General features: G+C 64.0%; 23 protein-coding genes. 13 read left to right on the top strand and 10 right to left on the bottom strand.

What is annotated here, in order from left to right; all coding sequences use genetic code 11:
- Window positions 1–153: 153 nt before the first annotated feature.
- The 8 genes from X750_RS155565 to X750_RS155600 all read left to right on the top strand — a co-directional run bounded on the left by X750_RS155565 (window position 154) and on the right by X750_RS155600 (window position 6,351).
- On the top strand, window positions 154–522 hold the full coding sequence (locus X750_RS155565; protein WP_023747107.1) for a YrdB family protein: 369 nt from the start codon (window positions 154–156) through the stop codon (window positions 520–522).
- Window positions 523–655: 133 nt separating this feature from the next.
- A complete protein-coding gene (locus tag X750_RS155570; RefSeq protein WP_023671140.1) occupies window positions 656–1,414 on the top strand; it encodes an SDR family oxidoreductase in 759 nt (252 codons plus the stop codon).
- 105 nt (window positions 1,415–1,519) lie between these two features.
- Window positions 1,520–1,906, top strand: coding sequence for an SET domain-containing protein-lysine N-methyltransferase (locus tag X750_RS155575; RefSeq protein ID WP_023671139.1), 387 nt, complete (start codon window positions 1,520–1,522; stop codon window positions 1,904–1,906).
- Window positions 1,907–2,082: 176 nt separating this feature from the next.
- Window positions 2,083–2,361, top strand: a complete 279-nt coding sequence (gene rpsU / locus X750_RS155580; RefSeq protein ID WP_023671138.1) for a 30S ribosomal protein S21 — start codon at window positions 2,083–2,085, stop codon at window positions 2,359–2,361.
- A 203-nt stretch (window positions 2,362–2,564) separates the two neighbouring features.
- Window positions 2,565–3,419, top strand: coding sequence for a tetratricopeptide repeat protein (locus tag X750_RS155585; RefSeq protein ID WP_023704049.1), 855 nt, complete (start codon window positions 2,565–2,567; stop codon window positions 3,417–3,419).
- A gap of 259 nt (window positions 3,420–3,678) precedes the next feature.
- The gene (locus X750_RS155590) at window positions 3,679–4,152 is read left to right on the top strand and encodes a DUF992 domain-containing protein (RefSeq protein WP_023671136.1); all 474 of its coding nucleotides are present in this window, start codon (window positions 3,679–3,681) and stop codon (window positions 4,150–4,152) included.
- 89 nt (window positions 4,153–4,241) lie between these two features.
- The gene (locus X750_RS155595; protein WP_023683192.1) at window positions 4,242–4,721 is read left to right on the top strand and encodes a DUF992 domain-containing protein; all 480 of its coding nucleotides are present in this window, start codon (window positions 4,242–4,244) and stop codon (window positions 4,719–4,721) included.
- A 193-nt stretch (window positions 4,722–4,914) separates the two neighbouring features.
- A complete protein-coding gene (locus tag X750_RS155600) occupies window positions 4,915–6,351 on the top strand; it encodes an MFS transporter (protein ID WP_023747106.1) in 1,437 nt (478 codons plus the stop codon).
- 122 nt (window positions 6,352–6,473) lie between these two features.
- On the opposite strand, the gene coaBC is transcribed toward X750_RS155600, so the two are convergent.
- From coaBC to ubiE, 3 genes are all read right to left on the bottom strand, one after another.
- Window positions 6,474–7,940, bottom strand: coding sequence for a bifunctional phosphopantothenoylcysteine decarboxylase/phosphopantothenate--cysteine ligase CoaBC (coaBC, locus tag X750_RS155605; protein WP_023747105.1), 1,467 nt, complete (start codon window positions 7,938–7,940; stop codon window positions 6,474–6,476).
- A 67-nt stretch (window positions 7,941–8,007) separates the two neighbouring features.
- The gene (gene ubiB, locus X750_RS155610) at window positions 8,008–9,582 is read right to left on the bottom strand and encodes a 2-polyprenylphenol 6-hydroxylase (protein ID WP_023683189.1); all 1,575 of its coding nucleotides are present in this window, start codon (window positions 9,580–9,582) and stop codon (window positions 8,008–8,010) included.
- Between the two features lie 31 nt (window positions 9,583–9,613).
- A complete protein-coding gene (gene ubiE, locus X750_RS155615) occupies window positions 9,614–10,390 on the bottom strand; it encodes a bifunctional demethylmenaquinone methyltransferase/2-methoxy-6-polyprenyl-1,4-benzoquinol methylase UbiE (protein WP_023747104.1) in 777 nt (258 codons plus the stop codon).
- Window positions 10,391–10,524: 134 nt separating this feature from the next.
- Here ubiE and X750_RS155620 point away from each other — a divergent pair, with 134 nt between their 5' ends.
- The 3 genes from X750_RS155620 (at window position 10,525) to X750_RS155630 (ending at window position 12,940) form a co-directional block, all read left to right on the top strand.
- Window positions 10,525–11,496, top strand: coding sequence for an adenosine deaminase (locus X750_RS155620; RefSeq protein ID WP_023671130.1), 972 nt, complete (start codon window positions 10,525–10,527; stop codon window positions 11,494–11,496).
- 121 nt (window positions 11,497–11,617) lie between these two features.
- Window positions 11,618–12,247 (top strand): uracil phosphoribosyltransferase, encoded by a 630-nt coding sequence (gene upp / locus X750_RS155625; RefSeq protein WP_023747103.1) that lies wholly within the window; start codon window positions 11,618–11,620, stop codon window positions 12,245–12,247.
- 129 nt (window positions 12,248–12,376) lie between these two features.
- A complete protein-coding gene (locus tag X750_RS155630; protein ID WP_023747102.1) occupies window positions 12,377–12,940 on the top strand; it encodes a TIGR02281 family clan AA aspartic protease in 564 nt (187 codons plus the stop codon).
- A 9-nt stretch (window positions 12,941–12,949) separates the two neighbouring features.
- Here X750_RS155630 and deoA read toward each other — a convergent pair whose 3' ends face one another.
- The 6 genes from deoA to X750_RS155660 all read right to left on the bottom strand — a co-directional run bounded on the left by deoA (window position 12,950) and on the right by X750_RS155660 (window position 19,240).
- Window positions 12,950–14,269: a thymidine phosphorylase gene (deoA, locus tag X750_RS155635; RefSeq protein ID WP_023740922.1), complete on the bottom strand. Its 1,320-nt coding sequence runs from the start codon at window positions 14,267–14,269 to the stop codon at window positions 12,950–12,952.
- Window positions 14,269–15,087 carry a purine-nucleoside phosphorylase gene (locus X750_RS155640; protein ID WP_023686468.1) on the bottom strand — a complete coding sequence of 273 codons (819 nt, stop codon included), beginning with the start codon at window positions 15,085–15,087 and terminating at the stop codon, window positions 14,269–14,271. The genes deoA and X750_RS155640 overlap by 1 nt, the downstream gene beginning before the upstream one ends.
- A gap of 12 nt (window positions 15,088–15,099) precedes the next feature.
- On the bottom strand, window positions 15,100–15,492 hold the full coding sequence (gene cdd, locus X750_RS155645) for a cytidine deaminase (protein WP_023683183.1): 393 nt from the start codon (window positions 15,490–15,492) through the stop codon (window positions 15,100–15,102).
- A 106-nt stretch (window positions 15,493–15,598) separates the two neighbouring features.
- A complete protein-coding gene (locus X750_RS155650; RefSeq protein ID WP_023683182.1) occupies window positions 15,599–16,570 on the bottom strand; it encodes an ABC transporter permease in 972 nt (323 codons plus the stop codon).
- A gap of 1 nt (window position 16,571) precedes the next feature.
- Window positions 16,572–17,711 carry an ABC transporter permease gene (locus tag X750_RS155655; RefSeq protein ID WP_023747101.1) on the bottom strand — a complete coding sequence of 380 codons (1,140 nt, stop codon included), beginning with the start codon at window positions 17,709–17,711 and terminating at the stop codon, window positions 16,572–16,574.
- A complete protein-coding gene (locus tag X750_RS155660; protein ID WP_023747100.1) occupies window positions 17,708–19,240 on the bottom strand; it encodes an ABC transporter ATP-binding protein in 1,533 nt (510 codons plus the stop codon). The genes X750_RS155655 and X750_RS155660 overlap by 4 nt, the downstream gene beginning before the upstream one ends.
- A gap of 221 nt (window positions 19,241–19,461) precedes the next feature.
- Here X750_RS155660 and X750_RS155665 point away from each other — a divergent pair, with 221 nt between their 5' ends.
- Together X750_RS155665 and X750_RS155670 are read left to right on the top strand one after the other, a co-directional pair.
- The gene (locus X750_RS155665) at window positions 19,462–19,668 is read left to right on the top strand and encodes a SlyX family protein (protein ID WP_198020972.1); all 207 of its coding nucleotides are present in this window, start codon (window positions 19,462–19,464) and stop codon (window positions 19,666–19,668) included.
- Window positions 19,669–19,681: 13 nt separating this feature from the next.
- Window positions 19,682–20,095 carry a hypothetical protein gene (locus X750_RS155670; protein ID WP_023747098.1) on the top strand — a complete coding sequence of 138 codons (414 nt, stop codon included), beginning with the start codon at window positions 19,682–19,684 and terminating at the stop codon, window positions 20,093–20,095.
- A gap of 374 nt (window positions 20,096–20,469) precedes the next feature.
- Here X750_RS155670 and X750_RS155675 read toward each other — a convergent pair whose 3' ends face one another.
- Window positions 20,470–21,459, bottom strand: coding sequence for a BMP family ABC transporter substrate-binding protein (locus X750_RS155675; protein ID WP_023683177.1), 990 nt, complete (start codon window positions 21,457–21,459; stop codon window positions 20,470–20,472).
- Window positions 21,460–21,485: the final 26 nt, after the last annotated feature.

Raw genomic sequence — 21,485 nt, 5'->3', positions numbered from 1 at the left:
GCGAGGTGTATCACTAGCGAAACGGCGCTTCCACCCTTGCGCTGTTTGCGACGGCGCTTGCCGTTTTGCGCCGCGGTGGAAAAGACCTGCCCGGGCTGGCAGGCATGGCTGCGTTCGGACACACTGGCGATCGCGAGACTCTGGAGGACGAATATGGGCAACGCCTGGTGGAATCTGACGTTGCGTTTCCTGCTGGAACTTGCCGCCTTGCTTAGCCTCGGCTTTGCCGGCTGGAGCCTCTCCGGCGGATGGTGGCGCTGGCTCTTCGCCTTGGCCTTGCCGTTCATTGCAGCTGCGCTGTGGGGAACCTTCGCGGTGCGCGGCGATCCGAGCCGGTCCGGACGCGCGCCGGTTCCTGTACCAGGCGCAGTCAGGCTGGTGCTTGAACTGGCCATCCTGTTTGGCGGTGCAGCCGGATTCTATGCCGCCGGTCACACGACCACGGGCGTTGTCATCACGCTGCTCATCGCCATCAGCTACGCATTTTCGCTCGACCGCCTCGGCTGGCTGCTGAAGCAATAGTCCGGCGCGCGGCGCTTGTGCCGCTGCGAAGCCATTCAGCAAGTCGAGCACGTATCGGGTGGCTAGCACCGTCCCGAACTGCGATCAACATCCCGGTTGCCGGCACAGCCGGCGCGATGAAAGGATGTAAAAAATGTTCGCACTCACCAATAAAATAGCGATCGTCACCGGCGCCAGTTCCGGCATCGGCCGCGCCACCGCAAAACTCTTCGCCGAAGAAGGCGCCAGGGTCGTCATCGCCGCCCGCCGCCAGGCCGAACTCGATGCGCTGGTCGTCGAAATCGAGGACGCCGACGGCACGGCAGTCGCGCTTGCCGGCGATGTCCGCGACGAAGCCTATGCAAAAGCCCTCGTCGATCTCGCCGTCGAAAAATTCGGCGGGCTCGATATCGCCTTCAACAATGTCGGCTCCGTCGGAACGATGGGTCCGATTTCGGAACTGTCGCTGGACGGATGGCGCGAGACGCTCGACGCCAATCTGACCAGCGCCTTTCTCGGCGCGAAATACCAGGTGCCGGCGATGGTCGAACGCGGCGGCGGATCGCTGATCTTCACCTCGACCTTCGTCGGTCACACAGTCGGCATGCCGGGCATGACCAGCTATGCCGCGAGCAAGGCCGGACTGATCGGCCTGACGCAGGTGCTGGCCGCCGAATACGGCCCCAGGGGCGTGCGGGTCAACGCGCTGATGCCGGGTGGCACCGACACGCCGTCGGCAACATTCAAGACGCCGGAATCACGCGCTTTCGTGGAAAACCTGCATGCCTTGAAACGTGTCGCTGTGCCTGAAGAGATCGCCCGCGCTGCGCTCTTCCTGGCATCGGATGCGTCGAGCTTCACCACAGGATCGGCGCTGTTTGCCGATGGCGGCGTCTCGATCACCCGGACGTGAAGCATTTCGCGGGTCATCGCCCGCGCCGATCAGCCATAGAACCCGAAACCGGACTTGCTTTTTCCACGCGATTTGGCGATTCGCTTTCGGGTGAGGAGGACGGACATGCTGCTGATCAGGACCTATGTCGCCCAGAGCGCAATCGAAGGCGTCGGCGTGTTCGCCGCCGAGCCGATCAGGAAGGGCGCCTCGATCTGGCGGCTCGATCCGGATTTCGACCGGCTGATCCCGATGGACAAATACGAGGCGGCGCCGCCGCACCTCAAGGAATTGCTCGACCGCTATGCCTATCCGAGCCCCGACCGTCCCGGCTTCATGGTCTATGAAGTCGATAATGGCCGCTTCATGAACCACGCCGAGCGGCCGAACACGGATTTTTCGCAATATGGCGGCGCCACCGCCACTCGAGATATATCAGCCGGCGAGGAAATTACCTGCGATTACGGCGAATTCTTCGAGGATTTCGCACGGCTCCATCTGGCCAGCGCCTAGTTGGCGCCCTATCTCGGGGCTGCCGTGGCAAATTGGCGGTTGTCCTTCATTTCCAGTGTGGACAGCGCGGCCTGATTCTGCTATCAGCCGCCACAATTCGTGGTGTAAAGCGCCGCGGAGGCATGTGGCTATGGTCACTTGCCTGTTGATATCAAACCCGAAAGACAGGATTGCCCGTGCAGGTACTCGTCCGCGACAATAACGTTGATCAGGCGCTTCGCGCTCTCAAGAAGAAGATGCAGCGCGAAGGCATTTTCCGCGAAATGAAGATGCGCGGCCATTACGAGAAGCCTTCCGAGAAGCGCGCCCGTGAAAAGGCCGAAGCCGTTCGCCGCGCCCGCAAGCTGGCCCGCAAGCGCGCCCAGCGCGAAGGCCTGCTGCCGATGACGCCGCGCCCGGTTGCTGCCGGCGCCGCCGGTGGTCCTGGTGGTGCTCCGCGTCCGCCGCGGTTCTGACGCCAATTTTTCGTCCTTTTCGAAGGATACTCTGAGGTGGCGCGATGCGGAATCGCCGCCACCTTTTTGTTTGGAGCGCCGCCATTCTGTTGGAGGCCGTTCCCTTGAACGCGCAAACGGCGTTCTAGATTTTGTTACGAGAATCTGTGACCCGGCCCGGAGGGGGACCTGGACGGCGAGGCTGAAGTGAGGACAGGGCAGACATGAACGCAATCGGCGTAGAGCGCAGAACCACAATGCGCGGTTTGGCCCTGGCGGCAGCCCTGATGTCCGGCCTGGTGCTTGCCAGTTGCCAGAGCGTTCCGACCGGCGAATTCAACAACATTGACAAGGCGCAAGGCTCGAGCGAGAACATCTCCTCGCTGTCGGCGGTGATCCAGCGCAATCCGCAGGATCCGGAAGGCTACAATGTGCGCGGCTCGGCCTATGGCCGTGGCGGCCAGTATCAGGCGGCGCTGAAGGATTTCGACACCGCCATCCAGCTCAACCCGAATTTCTACCAGGCCTATTCGAACCGGGCGCTGATCCAGCGCTTCCTCGGCAACCAGGCGGCCGCCCTTGCCGACTACAACCGCTCAATCCAGATCAATGCAAATTATGACGCCGCCTATATCGGCCGCGGCAACCTTTATCGCAAGGCAGGCCAGACCCAGCAGGCCTTCAACGATTTCCAGAAGGCGATCCAGCTTGATACGACGGATGCGCGCGCGTACCACAATCGCGGCCTGATCTATCAGAGCCAGGGCCAGCACAAGTTTGCCATCGAGGATTTCTCGACCGCCATCTCGCTGGCGCCGGACGCCGCCGAACCCTACAACGGCCGCGGCCTCTCCTATCTCGCCATGAATGACGAGGACAACGCCTTCTCCGACTTCAACATGGCCATCAAACTCGACGGCAAGAACGCCGAAGCCTGGTCCAACCAGGCGCTGATCTACGAGCGCCGCGGCGACAAGGTCAAGGCCTCGAAAGCCTACCGCGAAGCCGTCCATCTCGACCCGGCCTACCAGCCGGCCAAGGACGGCCTGTCGCGCACATCGGGCGCCACCGCCGGCTGAGATGCGGCCGGCGCGCCGCCATCGGCGGCCTTTTATAACAACGTTCCATTCCTGATGCAGTGCGCCGCGTGAGCGGTTTCTCCCCGGGAAAGCGCAGAGCCCGTCCCCTAGGGATTGCGTATCCAGAAAACCCCACTATCACCCAATCTTAACCACCGGGGGCAAAGCGTTAACCCCTGCCTTGATCGCGCCAAGTTTTCAGCGGAACGCTCCGGGCCATTCAACCGTTGTTGAAGGCATTTTTCGAAAGGACTGACCCATGATCAAGAAAATCATCTGTGCCGCGGCACTTGCCACGACGCTGCTTGCCGTTCCCGCCAGCGCCGGCAAGCTTCAGCTCGGCACGCTCGATTGCACCATCGACGGCGGCGTCGGTTACGTCATCACGTCGAACAAGGGCGTCGACTGCACGTTCCGTCCTTATCACCATGGGCCGTCCGAGAAATACACGGGGATGATCTCCAAGCTCGGCGTCGATCTCGGCCAGACGCATCAGGGCCAGCTGGTGTGGGCGGTTCTGGCCGCCACCCGCGGCCATGACGAGGGCGACCTTGCCGGCCATTATTACGGCGTCAACGCCGAGGCGAGCGTGGTAACCGGCGGCGGCGCCAATCTGCTGGTCGGCGGGCTCGACGGCGCCTTTGTGCTGGAGCCGCTCAGCGTCCAGGCGCAGACCGGCGTCAATGTAGCGGTCGCCGTGACCTCCCTGGAGCTGATCCACTCGTTCAAGTAAGCATCGGCAAATAAGGATCGACTGATCCCTCTACGCGCGGCGCGGAACAGGTTACTGTTTCGCGCCGTATGCTTTTTGGGGGATCCGCCGTGCTGAAACCAGCCATCGCCGCCGCTATCACCATCATCTGTACCGCCCAGGCCCAAGCGCAAGACCAGGGCATCGAACTCGGCGTGCTCGATTGCGCCATCGGCGGCGGCACCGGCTTCATCTTCGGCTCCAGCAAGGATCTGAGCTGCACCTTCACGCCGGCCGACAAGAGCTTTTCGCCGGAAGCCTATTTCGGCGCCGTCAACAAATACGGGCTCGACATCGGCACCACCAAGCAGACCGTCATGCAATGGCTGGTGCTGACGCCGCTGAGGAACATCTATGCGCCCGGCGCGTTGGCCGGCGACTATATCGGGGCCAGCGCCGAAGTGACGGCGGCGGTCGGCGCCGGCGCCAATCTCCTGGTCGGCGGCTCCTCGCAGGCCTTCACCCTGCAGCCGCTCAGCCTGCAGACGCAGACCGGTATCAACATTGCCATCGGCGTCAGCCAGTTTCAGCTGCGCAGCATTGAGAACTGACCGGCGCATCAAGCGGAGAGGTTTCCGGCCAATCTTGACCGTCTGCACTTCGATAAAAAGCCACTTGAGCTCAACTGCGCTTGAGGTTTTACAACTCGCCTGACTGAAACAGCGCGCATGGCCCCGCCGGAAAGCCCGACTGGCTTCTGGCGCCCTGCGCCGGCATCGAGATATGCAAAGGCAGGGTAAAAGAATGACTGAAATCACCAGCAACAAGGTCGACTGGCGGGCATTGTGGGCAAGCGGCGACCTCGCGCGCTTCTGCTTCATCAGCCTCGGCATCCTGCTGCACGCCACCAACGAGACGATGGTGGCGACGGTCATGCCGGCCATGGTCGGGGACCTCGCCGGTGTGCAGTTCGTCGGCTGGTCGCTGGCCGTCTACGAGCTCGGCGCCATTGTCGCCGGCGCTGCGGCCGGGCGGCTGGTCAGCTATGTCGCTCTACGCTCCAACGTCACGGTCGCCGCCCTGCTCTATGCCGTAGGCGCCCTGATCTGCGCCACCGCGCCGTCCATGCCGGTGTTTCTTGGCGGCCGTCTGGTCGAGGGGCTCGGCGGCGGTGCGCTGGTGTCGCTGGCCTTCGTCTCGGTCGAGCGGCTGTTTAACCGCAACATCTGGCCACAGCTGTTCGGCATAATGTCGGCGATCTGGGGCGTCGCCGCCTTCAGCGGCCCGATGCTCGGCGCGATCATGGTCGAGCTCCTGTCCTGGCGCTGGGCCTTCGGCGTCTTCGTGCTGGGTGGCATTGCCATGGCATCGGCAAGCTTCATCGTCCTGAACACGCCGGAAGCGGCGAAGCCGCAGGCCGCCGCCGGCACATCGCCGCCCTTCCCCTATGCAGCACTTGGCTGCCTCGCCATCGCCGTCGTGCTGATCGCCACCGCAGGCGTCGACGTCGCCTTGCTTCGATCGTCGCTGCTGCTGGTCCTCGGCCTCGCCGGCCTGGCGCTGTTCGTTTTCGTCGACGCCATGAAGCCGCAATCGCGACTGTTCCCGTCGGGCCTGTTCTCATGGCGCTCGCCGGTCGGCAGCGGCATGAGCATGGTTGCCGCCTTCTCGGTGGCGACAGTCTCTTTTTCCATCTACGGGCCGCTTCTGCTTACCACGCTGCACGGCATCCCGATCCTGACCACAGGCTACATCATCGCCGCCGAATCGATCGCTTGGTCGATCCTGTCGATCGCCGTCGCCAATGCGTCGCTGCAGCGCGAACGGCAGATCCTCGTCATCGGCGCGCTGATGATTGCAGCCGGCCTCGCCGGTTTCGCCTATGCCATCCCCGCCGGCTCGATCCCGCTGATCCTGCTCTGCGCTTTGTTGCAAGGCGGTGGCTTCGGCGTGTCATGGCCCTTCCTGACCCGCATCATCGTCGCCTCGGCCCGCGACGGCGAGCAGACGATCGCCTCGGCCGCCGTGCCGACCATGCAGCGCATAGGCTACGCCGTGGGCGCCGCCATGGCCGGCATCATCGCCAATGCCAGCGGCTTTTCGGACGGGCTGAACCGCGAGGCAGCAGCGCACGTCGCCGGCTGGCTGTACCTGGCCTTCGTGCCACTCGGCATTGTCGGTTGCCTGGCGGCGTTGAAGATGGCTTTGGAGGCACGCCGGCCGCAATTGGCGACAGGCTGAGGGCACGGCGGATGGAGAATTTGGCGACAGCATTCCGCCGGCGCTGTCGGCGTCAAATGCCCTCGACCACAAGGCTGCTTGCAAGACCATGGCCCGTGCCTGATTGCGGAACCGGCGGCCGCTCAGGCTTGCAAACGCTCGGCGATGAGCGCGGCGAGCCGCGCCGCCACCTCGTCCTTGCCCATCTCAGGCCATTCCTCGACACCGTCCTTCGAGACGATGCGCACCTTGTTGCGGTCGCCGCCCATGACGCCGGTGGGGCCGACGCCGCTTTCATGCGAGACATCGTTGGCGACAATGAAATCGGCGCCCTTCTTCTTCAGCTTGGCCTCGGCGTTGGCAATCAGGTCCTGCGTCTCGGCGGCGAAGCCGACAACCAGCCCCGGCCGTTGCCCGTGATGACCAACACTGGCGAGAATGTCGGGGTTTTCGACCATTTGCAGCGCCGGTGGGCCCTGGCCCGCCACCTTCTTGATCTTCTCGCCGGCCGTGCCAGCGGTGCGCCAGTCGGCGACGGCAGCTACGAAGACCGCGGCGTCCGCCGGCAACAACTGTTCGACGGCCGCTTTCATCTCGGCCGCGGTCTCCACATGCGTCGTCACAACGCCGGCCGGATCGGCAATGCCGACCGGACCGGAGACCAGGCGTACATCCGCGCCCAGTCTCGCCAGCTCTGCCGCAATCGCATGGCCCTGCTTGCCCGAAGAGCGGTTGGCGATGTAGCGCACCGGGTCGATCGGCTCATGCGTCGGCCCCGAGGTGACGATGATCCTGCGGCCGGCCAGCGGCTCCGGCCTGCTGTCGAGCAGTGCCTCGATCACTGCCACGATCTCCAGCGGCTCGGCCATGCGGCCCTCGCCCGCCTCGTTGCTTTCCGCCATCTCGCCCCTGGCCGGGCCGACGAAGGCGATGCCATCCTTGGCGAGCGTCGCCCGGTTGCGGCTCGTCGCGGCATGCGACCACATTTTCGGGTTCATCGCCGGCGCCATCAGCACCTTCTTGTCGGCGGCGAGCAGCACGGTCGAGGCCAGATCGTTGGCCTGGCCGTTGGCGAGCTTGGCCATCAGATCGGCAGTGGCCGGCGCCACCACCAGAAGGTCGGCCTCGCGCGACAGCCTGATATGGCCGACATCGTGCTCGTCACTGCGGTCGAACAGTTCGGTGAAGACATGGTCGGCCGAAAGCGCGCCGACCGAAAGCGTGGTGACGAACTCCTGCGCCGCCGATGTCATCACGACGCGCACCGCCGCACCGCGCTCGCGCAGCCGGCGGATCAGGTCCAGCGCCTTGTAGGCGGCGATGCCGCCGCCGATGATCAGCAGGATGCGCTTGCCGTCGAGGGTGCTGTGCGTTTTTGTGGATTGACCTCGCTGGGACAGATCGTTGTCAAAACCTCCATGAGGCTCAACCAGGCGGCGGATTGTTGCATGGAGGGTTTCGCTCTCGGGCATGCCGGCTTCCGCCGACAGCACGCTTTTGGCAAGCGCATCACGCGCCTCTTCCTCCATCGACACCCCGCGCGCCGCAGCGCGCTCACGCAATTTCTGCTTCACGTCGTCAGCTAGATTGCGGACAGTAATGGTGCCCATGACTTGCTCCGCGACATCAATAGCGCGACTGCAACGCTAGCACCACAGTTGCTAGCGTTGCAAGCGATCAGAGCAGCTTCCACGCGATATACACCAGCGTCAGCGCGATGACCCACAGCGCCATGCGGCCGGAGCGGGTGTAGCGCGCTTCGGCCTTACCGATGGCGCGCGATGTCGCTTCGTCGAAGCGCAGGCCGTGTTCGGCCATAAAATCGATCTCGCGCGACAGCCGTTCGGTGCGGGCGGCAAGATCGGGCGCTTGGCGGGCCAGCGCCAGCAGCGCCTTGGCGCCGTCGCGCGCGTCCATCAGCAGGCCGCTCGGGCCGAGATTGCCGGCGATCCACTGGCCGACCACCGGCTCGGCCGTCTTCCACATGTTGAAGGCCGGGTCGAGCGTGCGCGCGACGCCTTCGACCACCACCATGGTCTTCTGCAACAGGATCAGTTCCGACCGCGTGGCCATATCGAACAGTTCGGTGACCTCGAAGAGCAGCGTCAGAAGCTTCGCCATCGAGATGGTTTCAGCCGGCTGGCCATGGATCGGCTCGCCGATCGCGCGAATGGCCTGCGCGAAAGCCGCGACATTGTGCTGACGCGGCACGTAGCCGGCCTCGAAATGCACCTCGGCGACGCGCAGATAGTCGCGCGTGATGAAGCCGTAGAGGATTTCGGCGAGGAACCGGCGCTCCTTCTTGCCGAGCCGTCCGGCAATGCCGAGATCGACGGCGACGATATTGCCATTGGCCTCGACGAACAGATTGCCTGGATGCATGTCGGCATGGAAGAAGCCGTCGCGCAGCGTGTGACGCAGGAACGACTGGATCAGGTTGGTGGCGATCGCCTTCAGATCGTGCCCCGCCGCCGCGAGGCCGGCGATGTCGTTCATCTTGACGCCGTCGACCCATTCCATGGTCAGCACATCGCGCCCGGTGCGCTCCCAGTCGACCGACGGCACGCGGAAGCCCGGATCGTCCTTGGTGTTTTCGCCCAGTTCCGAAAGTGCGGCCGCCTCGAGGCGAAGATCCATCTCGATCTTGGTGGTCTGCGCCAGCGTCTCGGTCACCTCGACCGGCCGCAGCCGGCGCGACGACGGGATGTATTTCTCCTGCAGCCGAGCGGCGAGGAAATAGCTTTCGAGATCCTGGAAGAAGCGGCGGCGCACGCCAGGCCGGATCACCTTCACCGCCACCTTGGTATCGACACCGTCATGCATGGCTTGCGCGGGATGAACCTGGGCGATGGAGGCCGCCGCGACCGGCCCGCCGAACTGCGTATAGAGTTCGCCGATCTTGCGCCCGAGCGAGCCCTCGATCGCCGCCACCGCTTCCGCCTGCGAAAAAGTGTGCATCTTGTCCTGCAGCATGGCGAGGTCGAGCGCCATGTCGTTGCCGACGACATCAGGCCGCGTCGCCAGGAACTGGCCGAGCTTGACGTAGGAGGGTCCGAGCCGGACCACCGCCTTGGCCAGCCGGTCGCTGCGCTCATAAGCGAGCGCGCGGCGGCGGGTGAAGAGCCGGGCCATGCGCCAGCCGAATTTCGGCAGGCCGCCGAGTTCGTCGCCAGGCAATGCTGCGATCACGCCTTCGCGAACCAGCACCCAGCCGGCCCGTGCGAGCCGAAAGGCGGCGCCGACGCTGCTCATCGCCTACCCTGCTGCTGCAAACTGTGGTGCCTCAAAGCTTCCAGCCCGAATGCAGGGCGGCAATGCCGCCGGAATAGTTGCGGAACGACACGCGCTCGAAGCCCGCGCGGGTGATCATGGCAGCAAAGTTCTGCTGATTGGGAAATTTGCGGATCGATTCGACCAGGTAGGAATAGGGTTCGCCCTCGCCCGTCACCATCTTGCCGATCTGCGGAATGGCGTTGAACGACCAGGCTTCGTAGACCTTGTCCAGCAGCGGCATCTCGACCTCGGAAAACTCCAGGCACAGGAACCGTCCGCCGGGCTTCAGCACGCGAAAGGCTTCCGTCAGCGCGACATCGATGCGCGGCACGTTGCGGATGCCGAATGCGATGGTGTAGGCGTCAAAGGTGCTATCGGTGAAAGGCAGTTCCTCGGCATTGGCCTCGACGAAATCGGTGTTGCCGGACAGGCGCTTTTTCTCCGCGCGGTCACGGCCGACGCTGAGCATCGAGCCGTTGATGTCGAGCACCGTGGCATGCGTGTTGCCATGGCTGGCGTCTACAATGCGGAAGGCGATGTCGCCGGTGCCGCCCGCCACGTCAAGCACTTTCCAGCCCGGACGTTTCGGCGGATTGAGCCATGTCACCATGGCATCCTTCCACAGCCGGTGCAGCCCGGCCGACATCAGGTCGTTCATCAGGTCGTAGCGGTTCGCCACCTTGTGGAAAACATCGTTGACCAGAGGCTGCTTGTCGCCTGGCCCTACCTTCTTGAAACCATAGGAGGTTTCCATGCCGCCCGCGGCCGTGGTTCTCTCAACTGACATTATTTTGATCCGTCATAAAACCGGCGGGACCATAGCCGATCGATGGTGCGGGCGCTATTGTTTAAGGCGCGGTGTTCGGCCGCGCTTCCAGGTGGTGGGCTTTACGGCCTGGACTGATGAGACGGGATAACTGCATGCCTTTGAAAGCAGAACTGCACTGCCACATCGAGGGGGCAGCGGCGCCCGAACTCGTCATCCGTCAGGCGCAGAAATACGGCAAGGACACCTCGCCCTATATCCAGAACGGCTCCTTCGTCTGGCATGATTTCACCTCGTTCCTGGCGGCTTATGATTTTTCCGCCGACCTGTTCCGCACCGAGGAGGATTATGCCCGCCTCGCCGACCATTATCTGACCAGCCTTGCCCGCGACGGCGCCATCTATTCCGAGGTCTTCACCTCGCCCGACCATGCCGTCAGGGCCGGCCTGTCGCCCAAGGCCTATACCGATGCGCTCGGCGAAGGCATGCTGCGCGCCAAAGCCAAGACCGGCATCGAGGGCCGCATGATCGTCACCGGCGTACGCCATGTCGGCGTCGAATCGATCGAGCAGGCGGCGCGCTTTGCGGCGCGCTGCGGAAATCCGCTGGTCACCGGCTTCGGCGTCGCCGGCGACGAGCGCATGGGCGAGATGGAGGATTATGTCAGGGCCTTCGAGATCGCCCGCGAAGCGGGCCTCGGCATCACCATCCATGCCGGCGAGTTGACCGGCTGGGAGACGGTGCAGGCCGCACTCGACCACATCCGCCCCTCGCGCATCGGCCATGGCGTGCGCGCCATCGAAAATCCCGACCTGGTGCGCCGCATCGCCGATGAGGGCATCGTGCTCGAATGCTGCCCCGGCTCCAACATCGCGCTCAAAGTCTACGACAGTTTCGCCGATCACCCTTTGCCTGCCCTGCAGGCGGCCGGCTGCAAGGTGACGCTGAACTCCGACGACCCACCCTATTTCTGGACCTCGCTGAAGCGCGAATACGACATCGCCGCCGAGCATTTCTCCATGAATGAAAAAGCTTTGACCGCCGTCACCAGGACGGCGATCGAAGCGGCTTTCGTCGACAGGAAGACGAAAAGCGCGCTGCTTGCCCGGCTCGATGCGAAGAGGTGACTGGTGACTGGTGATTGGTTTGCCGGCGGTTCGGCCTGTCAACGGCAATGATCGATCCATCGGGACTCGCAAACCTGCTCACTATTCACTATTCACTATTCACCATTCACTGGAGCAACCCATGCAGGGCGTCACCGTCGTCGACCACCCGCTTGTCCAGCACAAGCTGACCATCATGCGCAAGAAGGAGACGTCGACCGCCGGCTTCCGGCGACTGCTGCGCGAGATCTCGCTGCTGCTCGGCTACGAGGTCACCCGCAACCTCGAACTGACGACGACGACCATCGAAACCCCGATGGAAACCATGGAAGCGCCGACGCTGGAAGGCAAGAAGCTGGTCTTCGCCTCGGTGCTGCGCGCCGGCAATGGCCTGCTCGAAGGCCTGCTCGACCTGGTCCCGGCGGCCCGCGTCGCCCATGTCGGCCTCTACCGCGATCACGAAACGCTGGAGGCGGTGGAATATTTCTTCAAGGCGCCGAGCGATCTCGCCGACCGGCTGGTGATCGTCGTCGATCCGATGCTGGCGACCGCGAACTCGGCCATCGCGGCCATCGACAAGCTGAAGGAGCGCGGAGCCACCAACATCCGCTTCCTTTGCCTGCTGGCGGCGCCAGAAGGCATCGAGCGCTTCACCAAGGCGCATCCGGATGTCCCGATCTTTACCGCTTCCATCGACCGCCAGCTCAACGAGAAGGGCTACATCATGCCCGGCCTCGGCGATGCCGGCGACCGCATGTACGGAACCAAATGACGGCAGCTGGCAAGGCCAGCTGGCATCCAGTCGTTTACCGCCCGTTTACGCAAAGCCGCGGTTTCGGGTTGGCGTTAAAGCGGCACACACCATACGTGGGCAAGAATGGGCCTTCACGAAGGTCCATTCATGCTGCGCAAGCTTGTCATTCTGGGCGTGTTCGCCGGAACGTCGGCATCGATCCCGATCGTCTATCAGTCGAATCCGCAGATTCTCGACAACCTGTTGAAGTCGACCGTCGCCGGCAAGCCGTCCGCGCAGCCTCAGCCCGAACTGAACATGGCCTCGGTTCCCGGCAAGCCGGCCGCACCGCTGCCCACTGGGCGCAAAGTATTGGTGGCGGCTGACGAGCGCGGCCATTTCACCTCCGCCTTCAAGCTCAACGGCCGCCAGGTCGACGGCATGATCGACACCGGCGCCACTTTGGTCGCCATCAACACCTCGACGGCGCGCCGCATCGGCATCTCGCTCAACCCGTCGGACTTCAACCAGCAGGTCAACACCGCCAATGGCGCGATCAGGGCCGCTGTGGTCAACATCGACCGCCTGCAGATCGGCAAGATCAGCGTCGACAACATCCAGGCCGTGGTCCTCGACGACAAGGCGCTGCGCACCAACCTGATCGGCATGAGCTTTTTGCAGCGGCTGGCAAAATACCAGGTCGAAAACGGCACACTGTTGCTGGTGCAGTAGCGCCTTCCGCTACCCGCGCGGCAGCACGCGCCGGATGACAGTCTTGTCGGCGGCTGGTTTCGACGCCCCGATCGTATAGGCCGAAAGCACGGCGGCTGCGGCCGCTTCGGCCTCCGCTTGCGTGCGGGCGTGGACGAGCGCCAGCGGCTCGCCGGTCCGCACCTCGGCGCCGAGCGGCAGCAGCCTGGTGATGCCGACCGCATGGTCGATCCTGTCGTCCGGCCGCGTACGCCCGCCACCGAGCCCGACCACGGCAAGGCCGATATCGCGGGTGGCAATGCCGGTGGCAAAGCCGTTGCCTGCCGCCTTGACCGCAAACTCCACCGCCGCTTTCGGCAAATATTTTTCCGGCTTCTCGACGAAATCGGCGGGACCGCCAAGGGCTGCGACCATACGTGCGAAGGCGGCCGCCGCGCGGCCGCCGGCTAGCGTCTCGGCCGCGCGCCTGAGACCGTCCTGATTGGACGACGCCAGCCCTGCCGATTGCAGCATCTCGGCGGCCAGCGCCAGCGTCACATCCTCCAGTCGCTTGTCGCGGAGCCTCCCGGTGAGGAAATCGACGGCGTTGCGCACCTCGACCGCGTTGCCGGCAGCCGACGCCAGCGGCTCGTTCATGCCGGTGACCAGCGCCGAGGCCTTCAGGCCGGCGCCGTTGGCGATCTCGACCAGGCTGTTGGCCAGTGCTGTCGCGTCGCGCGACTTCTCCATGAAGGCGCCATTGCCGACCTTGACGTCGAGCACCAGCGACTGCAGGCCGGCCGCGAGTTTCTTCGACAGGATAGAGGCAGTGATCAGCGGCACCGATTCCACCGTTCCGGTCACATCGCGGATCGCATAGAGGCGACGGTCGGCGGGCGCGAGATCGGCGGTCTGGCCGATGATGGCACAGCCGGTCTCGAGCACGGTCTTGCGGAAGCGCGCGATATCCGGCTGGCTGATATAGCCTGGGATGGCATCCATTTTGTCCAGCGTGCCGCCGGTATGCCCAAGGCCCCTGCCGGAGATCATCGGCACATAGGCGCCGCAAGCGGCGACGATCGGCGCCAGCATCAGCGAGACATTGTCGCCGACGCCGCCGGTCGAATGTTTGTCGGTGACCGGACCCGGCAGGTCCGACCAGTCGAGCACATCGCCGGAATCGCGCATGGCGAGCGTCAGCGCCACCGCCTCGTCGCGGTTCATGCCGTTGAAGAACACGGCCATGGCGAAGGCGCCGACCTGGCCGTCCGAGACGCTGCCCGAAGTCACGCCCGCGACGAAGGCCGAAATCTCCTGCGGGGACAGTTTCTGGCCGTCGCGCTTGCGGCGGATGATTTCCTGCGGAAGCATCAGGCAGCGCCCTTCGGCTCCGGCAACCCATCCTGGAACACATGCGCAAGGATCGTCGCCAGCCGTGCGCCGCCGATCGGCGCCATGTCCTTGGTCTCCTGGTGCGACAGTTCCGCCCCGGTCATCCCGGCGGCGAGATTGGTGATCACCGAACAGGCGGCTACGCGAAGCCCAAGGAAGCGGGCGAGAATGACCTCCGGCACGGTCGACATCCCTACCGCATTGGCGCCCATGACGCGCGCCATGCGGATTTCAGCAGGGGTTTCGAAACACGGACCGGAAAACCACATATAGACGCCCTTGTGCAGCGCCGTCCCTGTCGCCTTCGCCGCCCGTTCGATCGCCGCGCGCAAGCCGGCATCATAGGCTTCGGTCAGGCCGACGAAGCGGCGGTCGCTCGGTTCGCCGATCAGCGGGTTGGAGCCGGAGAAATTGATGTGATCGGTGATCAGCATCACCGATCCTGGCAGCATGTCGGGATCGACCGAGCCGGCGGCATTGGTAAGGATCAGCTTGGTGATGCCGATGCCGGCAAGCACCTCCAGCGCCGGCCGCATTGCAGCAGCAACGCCGTGCTCGTAGTAATGGGCGCGGCCGGACAGCATCAGCACCGGCGTGCCGGCGAAAAGCCCCGCGACCACCTCGCCGGCATGGCCAGTCACCCCGCTGCGGGGGAAACCCGGCAGGTCGGCATAAGAGATGCGCACGGCATTCTCGACCTGGTCGACAAGCCCGCCAAGGCCCGACCCCAGCACCATCGCCGTTGTTGGCGCCAACCCGTCCAGTCTTTCAACGAGGTGGTCCAGAGCTTCCTTCATATCAGCCAACTCTCACTTCAAAATGTCGCCACGAAACCCGTAGGGCAGCATGTCGCCCATGGTCACGGTCTCGACCACGCCGGTGTTGTCGCAAAGATAGAGCTTTGTGTCCGGCCGGCAGAATTCCGCCAGCCTTTGCCGGCAGCCGCCGCAGGGCGAGCATTTGGCCATGCGTGAGGCAATGACGGCGATTTCCACAATCTTGCCGCCACCGCCCATGATGTAATGGCCGAGCGCCGTGGTCTCGGCGCACCAGCCTTCCGGATAGGACGCGACCTCGATGTTGGCGCCGGTGAAGACACGGCCGTCTTCGGTGCGCAACGCCGCACCCACCGGAAACTTCGAATAGGGCGCGTAGGCCTTGGCCATGGCCTCCTGCGCGGCTTCGAACAGATCATGCGACATCTAGACGTTCTCTCCGACGATCGTGTTCAAAACCCGGCCATTTGCGTTTCCTGGCGCCTTTCGAGCACCAGCCGCATGTTCGACACAGTGCTCCTGGGCGCCCGGATCAACGTTCCTTGACATAGGGCACGCCGCCGGCGCGCGGCGGGATCGCCTTGCCGATGAAGCCGGCAAGCAGGATCACGGTCAGCACATAGGGCAGCGCCTGCATGAACTGCACCGGCACCTTGCCGATCAACGGTAGCGGCGAACCCTGCAGGCGGATCGCCGCCGCGTCGAGGAAGCCGAACAGAAGGCAGGCGAACATAGCGTTGACCGGTCGCCATTTGGCAAAGATCAGCGCCGCCAGTGCGATGTAGCCCTTGCCCGCGGTCATGTCCTTCACGAAGCCGCCATTCTGCACCATCGAGAGGTAGGCGCCGGCAATGCCGGTCAGCACACCGGTGCAGATCAGCGCCCGGTAGCGCAGCCAGGCGACCGAGATGCCGGCGGTGTCGACGGCGGCCGGGTTCTCGCCGACGGCGCGCAGGCGCAGGCCGAAGCGGGTTCGAAACAACACCCACCAGGTGAACGGCACCATGGCGAAAGCGAGATAGACCAGAATCGAATGGCCAGAGAGCAGCTCGGAATAGATCGGCCCAATGATGGGCACATCGTGGATCGCGGCAGCACCAGGCAGAGTGATGGCCTCGAAACGCTCGCCCGGCTGCAGCGCCGGCGTTCGCCCGCCCTGCTGGAACCAGGCCTGGCCCAGAATGATGGTCGAGCCGGCGGCGACGAAGTTGATGGCCACACCGGAGACGATCTGGTTGCCGCGATGGGTGATCGAGGCGAAGCCGTGCACCAGGGCAAAGGCGACCGACATCACGATCGCCATGCCGAGACCGAGGAAGGCCGAATGGAAGACCGAAGCGGCGGCCGCACCTGCAAAGGCGCCGACCAGCATCTTGCCTTCCAGCCCGATGTCGAAAACGCCGGCGCGTTCCGAATAGAGGCCGGCGAGGCAAGCGAGTAGCAGCGGCACCGACAGGCGTATGGTCGAGTCCAGGATCTGCACGATGGCGATGAAGACGTCCATCTCAGGCGCCCTTCCCTTTGACCGCTTCGATGCCGACCGACCTTGGACTGAACGAGGCGAACAGCGCCTGGACGTAGGGCCGGAACATGTGCTCCAGCGCACCGGCAAACAGGATGACCAAGCCCTGGATGATGACGATCATGTCGCGGGAAATCGCCGGCATTTCGAAGGCAAGTTCGGCGCCGCCCTGGTAGAGCATGCCGAACAGGATCGCCGCCAGCACGATGCCGACCGGATGCAGTCGGCCCATCAGCGCCACGGCGATGCCGACGAAGCCGGCGCCGGAGACGAAATCGATCGCCACATTGTGCTGGTCGCCCATCACCGGGTTCAGCGTCATCATGCCGGCCAGCGCGCCCGAAATCATCATTGCGATGATGATGATGCGGGTCTCCGAAATGCCGGCATAGCGCGCCGCTTTCGGGCTGTGGCCATAGGTGCGCATCTCGTAGCCGAGCTTGGTGCGCCAGATCAGCAGCCAGACCAGGAATGCCATGAGCAGCGCCAGCAGGAAGCAGATGTTGAACGGCGCCGAGCGGATCTTGGCGCCGAACAGTTCGATGATCCAGTTGAGTTTGGGCAGTTCGGCGCCGGCGAGGAAGTTGCGCGTCTGCGGCGCCTGCGACGCCGCCGGCTTCAACGGCCCGACCAGGAGGTAGACCATGATCGAGGCCGCGATGAAGTTGAACATGATGGTGGTGATGACGATGTGCGACCCGCGCTTGGCCTGCAGATAGGCCGGAATCAGCGCCCACAGCGCACCGACGGCGGCTCCGGCGACGATCGCCAGCGGAAAGGTCAGCCACCACGGCAGCACAGTGTCGAAGGCGAGGCAGACCACGCCCACGCCAAGGCCGGCAATATAGGCCTGGCCCTCGGTCCCGATGTTGAACAGGCCGCAATGTGCGGCCACCGCCACTGACAGGCCGGTGAAGATGAAGGTGGTGGCATAGAACAGCGTGAAGGCAATGCCGGTTCCCTTGCCGAAAGCGCCCTCGACCAGGATGACGGCGGCACGAAACGGGTTTTCGCCGACCAGCATGACGACGAAACCGGCAACGATGAAGGCCACCGACAGATTGATCAGCGGGACCAGCCCATAATCGGCCCAGGCCGGCAGCTTGGCGTAAGGCGTGCTCACTCTGCCGCCTCCTGGCGATCGACGCCTGCCATCAGCAGGCCAAGCTCGCCTTCGGTCGCCTCGGGGCCACGTTCGCCGACGATGCGCCCGGCAAACATCACCAGGATGCGGTCGGACAGCGAACGGATCTCGTCGAGTTCGACCGACACCACCAGCACCGCCTTGCCCTGGTCGCGCATGGCAATCAGCCGCTTGTGGATGAATTCTATGGCGCCGACATCGACGCCGCGAGTCGGCTGGCCGACGATCAGAACACCGGGATCCTGCTCCATTTCTCGCGCCAGCACGATCTTCTGCTGGTTGCCGCCGGAGAAATTCGCCGTCTTGAGACGCGGATTGCCGGGACGGATGTCGTATTTCTCGATCTTGTCCTTGGCATCGGCCATGATGGCGTCGATGTTGAGGAACGGCCCTTTGAGGTAGCGCGGGTCGTCATGGTAGCCGAGGATCGAATTCTCGTTCTCCTCGAAGGCCAGCACCAGGCCCACATGATGGCGGTCCTCCGGCACATGGGCGAGCCCACGGTCGCGCAACTCGCCGGGATCGGCGGCCCCGGTCAGGTCGATCGGCTTGTCGTCGAGCATCACCGAGCCGGAAACCGCGCGCCTGATGCCGGAAATCGCCTCGAGCAGTTCGGACTGGCCGTTGCCGGCGACACCGGCAATGCCGACGATCTCGCCGGCGCGGATATCGAAGGAGATGTCGTCGACCATGGTGACGCCGCGCTGGTCTTTCACCGTCAGGTTCTTGACTGCGAGCTTGACCGCGCCGGCCTCCGTCTCGCCCTTTTCGACCCGCAGCAGCACGCGCCGCCCGACCATCAGTTCGGCCAGTTCGCCGACTGTCGTCTTGCTGGTCTCGCGCGTCGCCACCATCGTGCCCTGGCGCATGACCGAGACATTGTCGGTGATGGCCATGATCTCGCGCAGCTTGTGGGTGATCAGCACCACCGTTTTCCCCTGGTCCTTCAATTGCCTGAGGATGCGGAACAGATGGTCGGCCTCGGCCGGCGTCAACACGCCCGTCGGCTCGTCGAGAATCAGGATCTCGGCGCCGCGATAAAGCGCCTTCAGGATTTCGACACGCTGCTGCAGGCCGACCGGCAATTCCTCGATGATGGCGTCGGGATCGACTTCCAGCCCGTATTCGCGCTCGAGCCGCTCCAGTTCGGAGCGCGCCTTGGCGATGCTCTTTTTCAACAGCGCATCGCTTTCGGCGCCGAGGATGATGTTTTCCAGCACGGTGAAATTGTCGACCAGCATGAAGTGCTGGTGCACCATGCCGATGCCGAGCGCGATGGCGTCGTTGGAAGTCTTGATCGACGCCGGCTTGCCGCCGACACGGATCTCGCCGCTGTCGGCCTGGTAGAAGCCGTAGAGGATCGACATCAGCGTCGACTTGCCGGCGCCGTTCTCGCCGACGATGCCGTGGATGGTGCCGCGTGCGATCTCCAGATTGATGTCGCGATTGGCGCGAACGGCGCCAAAACTCTTGTTGATGCCGATCAGTTCGATTGCGGCTTGCGCCATGCAGCCTGTCCCACTCTTATTTTTTTATCGCTTGGTCAAAACGCCTAGCATGATGCCCCGCCCGTGCCAATTGGCGGCGCAGTGGCCACTCTCGACAAATCCCGGTGCGCTTGTCAATTTCGAACGTGGCCGCAGACCTTCACATTCACTAATATGCAAGGGTCAACAGTCGCATCATCATGCTGCAACTGCGTGCACCAAGACCTAGGGAGTTTCGAATGATCATGCCTGTCGACCGGCTGACGACGCTGGAAATCCGCGCCGCTGAACAGGAAAAGACCATCGAGGAACTGTCGGGCCAGATCGTCGAGCAGTGGACGGCGATCGAACGCATGCAGCGCAAGCTCGATGCGCTGACCGGGCGCTTCATGGCGCTGGAGGAACAATCGGCACCCGACGTGCCGATAACCAAACCGCCGCACTGGTAGCAAGGAGAAGCCGATGGCGGGTGAAAGCGATCGCGTTGCGCGGGCGGGCGACTATGTGCTTGGCCTGATGAACGATCGCGACCGCGAACGTGCCGAGCGCGACCTGGAGATCGATCCCGCCTTCCGCGACACGGTGATGCGGCTGGCCGAGCGCATGCATGTCTTCGACCGCACGGGGCGGCCCTCGGGCGACGGCGATCGCTGGCGGCTGATCTCGCAACGCATCGCCGAACTGCCGCAGATGCGTGTGGTCGGCCAGGACGAAGCGAAGCCGGTGATCGGCAGACTGGAGCGGAAGCCCTATGGCGTCGGCGTGCATTCGCTCGGTGGCCGACGCGGCTTCGCTATCGCCATTGCGCTGATGGTGGTGTTTGCGCTGGGTTATCTCTTGGGCTTGTTGTCGACCGGCGGTGCGCTTCTGCCCTGACGTCCAAGGCAATCGCATATGGATTCTTGCGAAGAAGGACCCGCAACGCCGGAACTGCCGATCTCCCCCCTTGCGGGGGAGATGGCCGGCAGGCCAGAGGGGGGTGGGCGGGAATGCCGGCATCACCCTNCCTTGCGGGGGAGATGGCCGGCAGGCCAGAGGGGGGTGTGACGGATCGCCAACCTTTTGTCTGATCTTCGAGTAGCCGAGACGTCGGCGGGACAGCACCCCCCCTCTGCCTTGCCAGGCATCTCCCCCGCAAGGGGGGAGATCGGACGTCGCCGGGACCTCCGCCAATCCTCAACGTCCTTTAAAGCCCTCAAACAAAACCGCCGGGCTTTCACCCGGCGGTTCCAAACCTCAGCGCTTACCAATCAATAAGGGCAGGCGTTGTCGGCGGTGTAGTCGTGCACCTGGATCGTGCCGGCGATGATGTCGGCCTTGGCCTTTTCGACGGCAGCCTTCATTTCGTCGGTGACCAGCGCCTTGTTGTTGTCGTCCATGGCGTAGTCGACGCCGCCTTCCTTGAGGCCGAGATTTTGCAGGCCGCCTTTGAAGGTGCCGTTCTTGCCGTCCATGAAGGCGGTGTAGACGGCCACGTCGACGCGCTTCAGCATCGAGGTCAGCACCTTGCCGGGCTGCAGGCCGTTCTGGTTGGAATCGACGCCGATGCCGAGCTTGCCGGCATCCGCCGCTGCTTGCAGCACGCCGACACCGGTGCCGCCGGCCGCGGCATAGACCACGTCGGAGCCCTGGTCGATCTGCGTCTTGGCGATCTCGCCGCCCTTGGCCGGATCGTTCCACGCCGCCGGCGTGTCGCCGGTCATGTTCTGGATGACGTCGGTCGCACCGGCTGCCTTGGCTCCGCCGACATAGCCGCATTCGAACTTGCGGATCAGCGGAATGTCCATGCCGCCGATGAAGGAGACCTTCTTGGACTTCGAGGCCATCGCCGCCAGGATGCCGACGAGATAGGAGCCTTCGTTTTCCTTGAAGACCAGCGAGCGGACATTGGGCATATCGACGGCATCGTCGATGATGGCGAAGTTGAGATCGGGATATTCCTTCGCGACCACCTTCAGCGCATCTTCCCAGGCAAAGCCGGCCATGACGATCGGGTTGCGGCCGTCCTCGGCGAAGCGGCGCAGCGCCTGCTCGCGTTGCGAGGCGTTCGACACTTCGAACTCGACATAGGCGGTGCCGGTCTCAGTCTTGAACTTTTCGGCGCCGTGATAGGCAGCCTCGTTGAAGGATTTGTCGAACTTGCCGCCGAGATCGTAGAGGATGGCCGGCTGGACATCCGCGGCGAAAGCCGGAAGAACCATTGCGGTTGCGGCCAGGAGGCCGAGAACGATACGTTTCATGTGATCCACACCCTGTCGGTTATTTT

Source organism: Mesorhizobium sp. LNJC391B00, assembly GCF_000502535.1.
In the GTDB taxonomy this organism is placed as follows: domain Bacteria; phylum Pseudomonadota; class Alphaproteobacteria; order Rhizobiales; family Rhizobiaceae; genus Mesorhizobium.
This window is presented reverse-complemented; position numbering and strand designations above follow the sequence as displayed.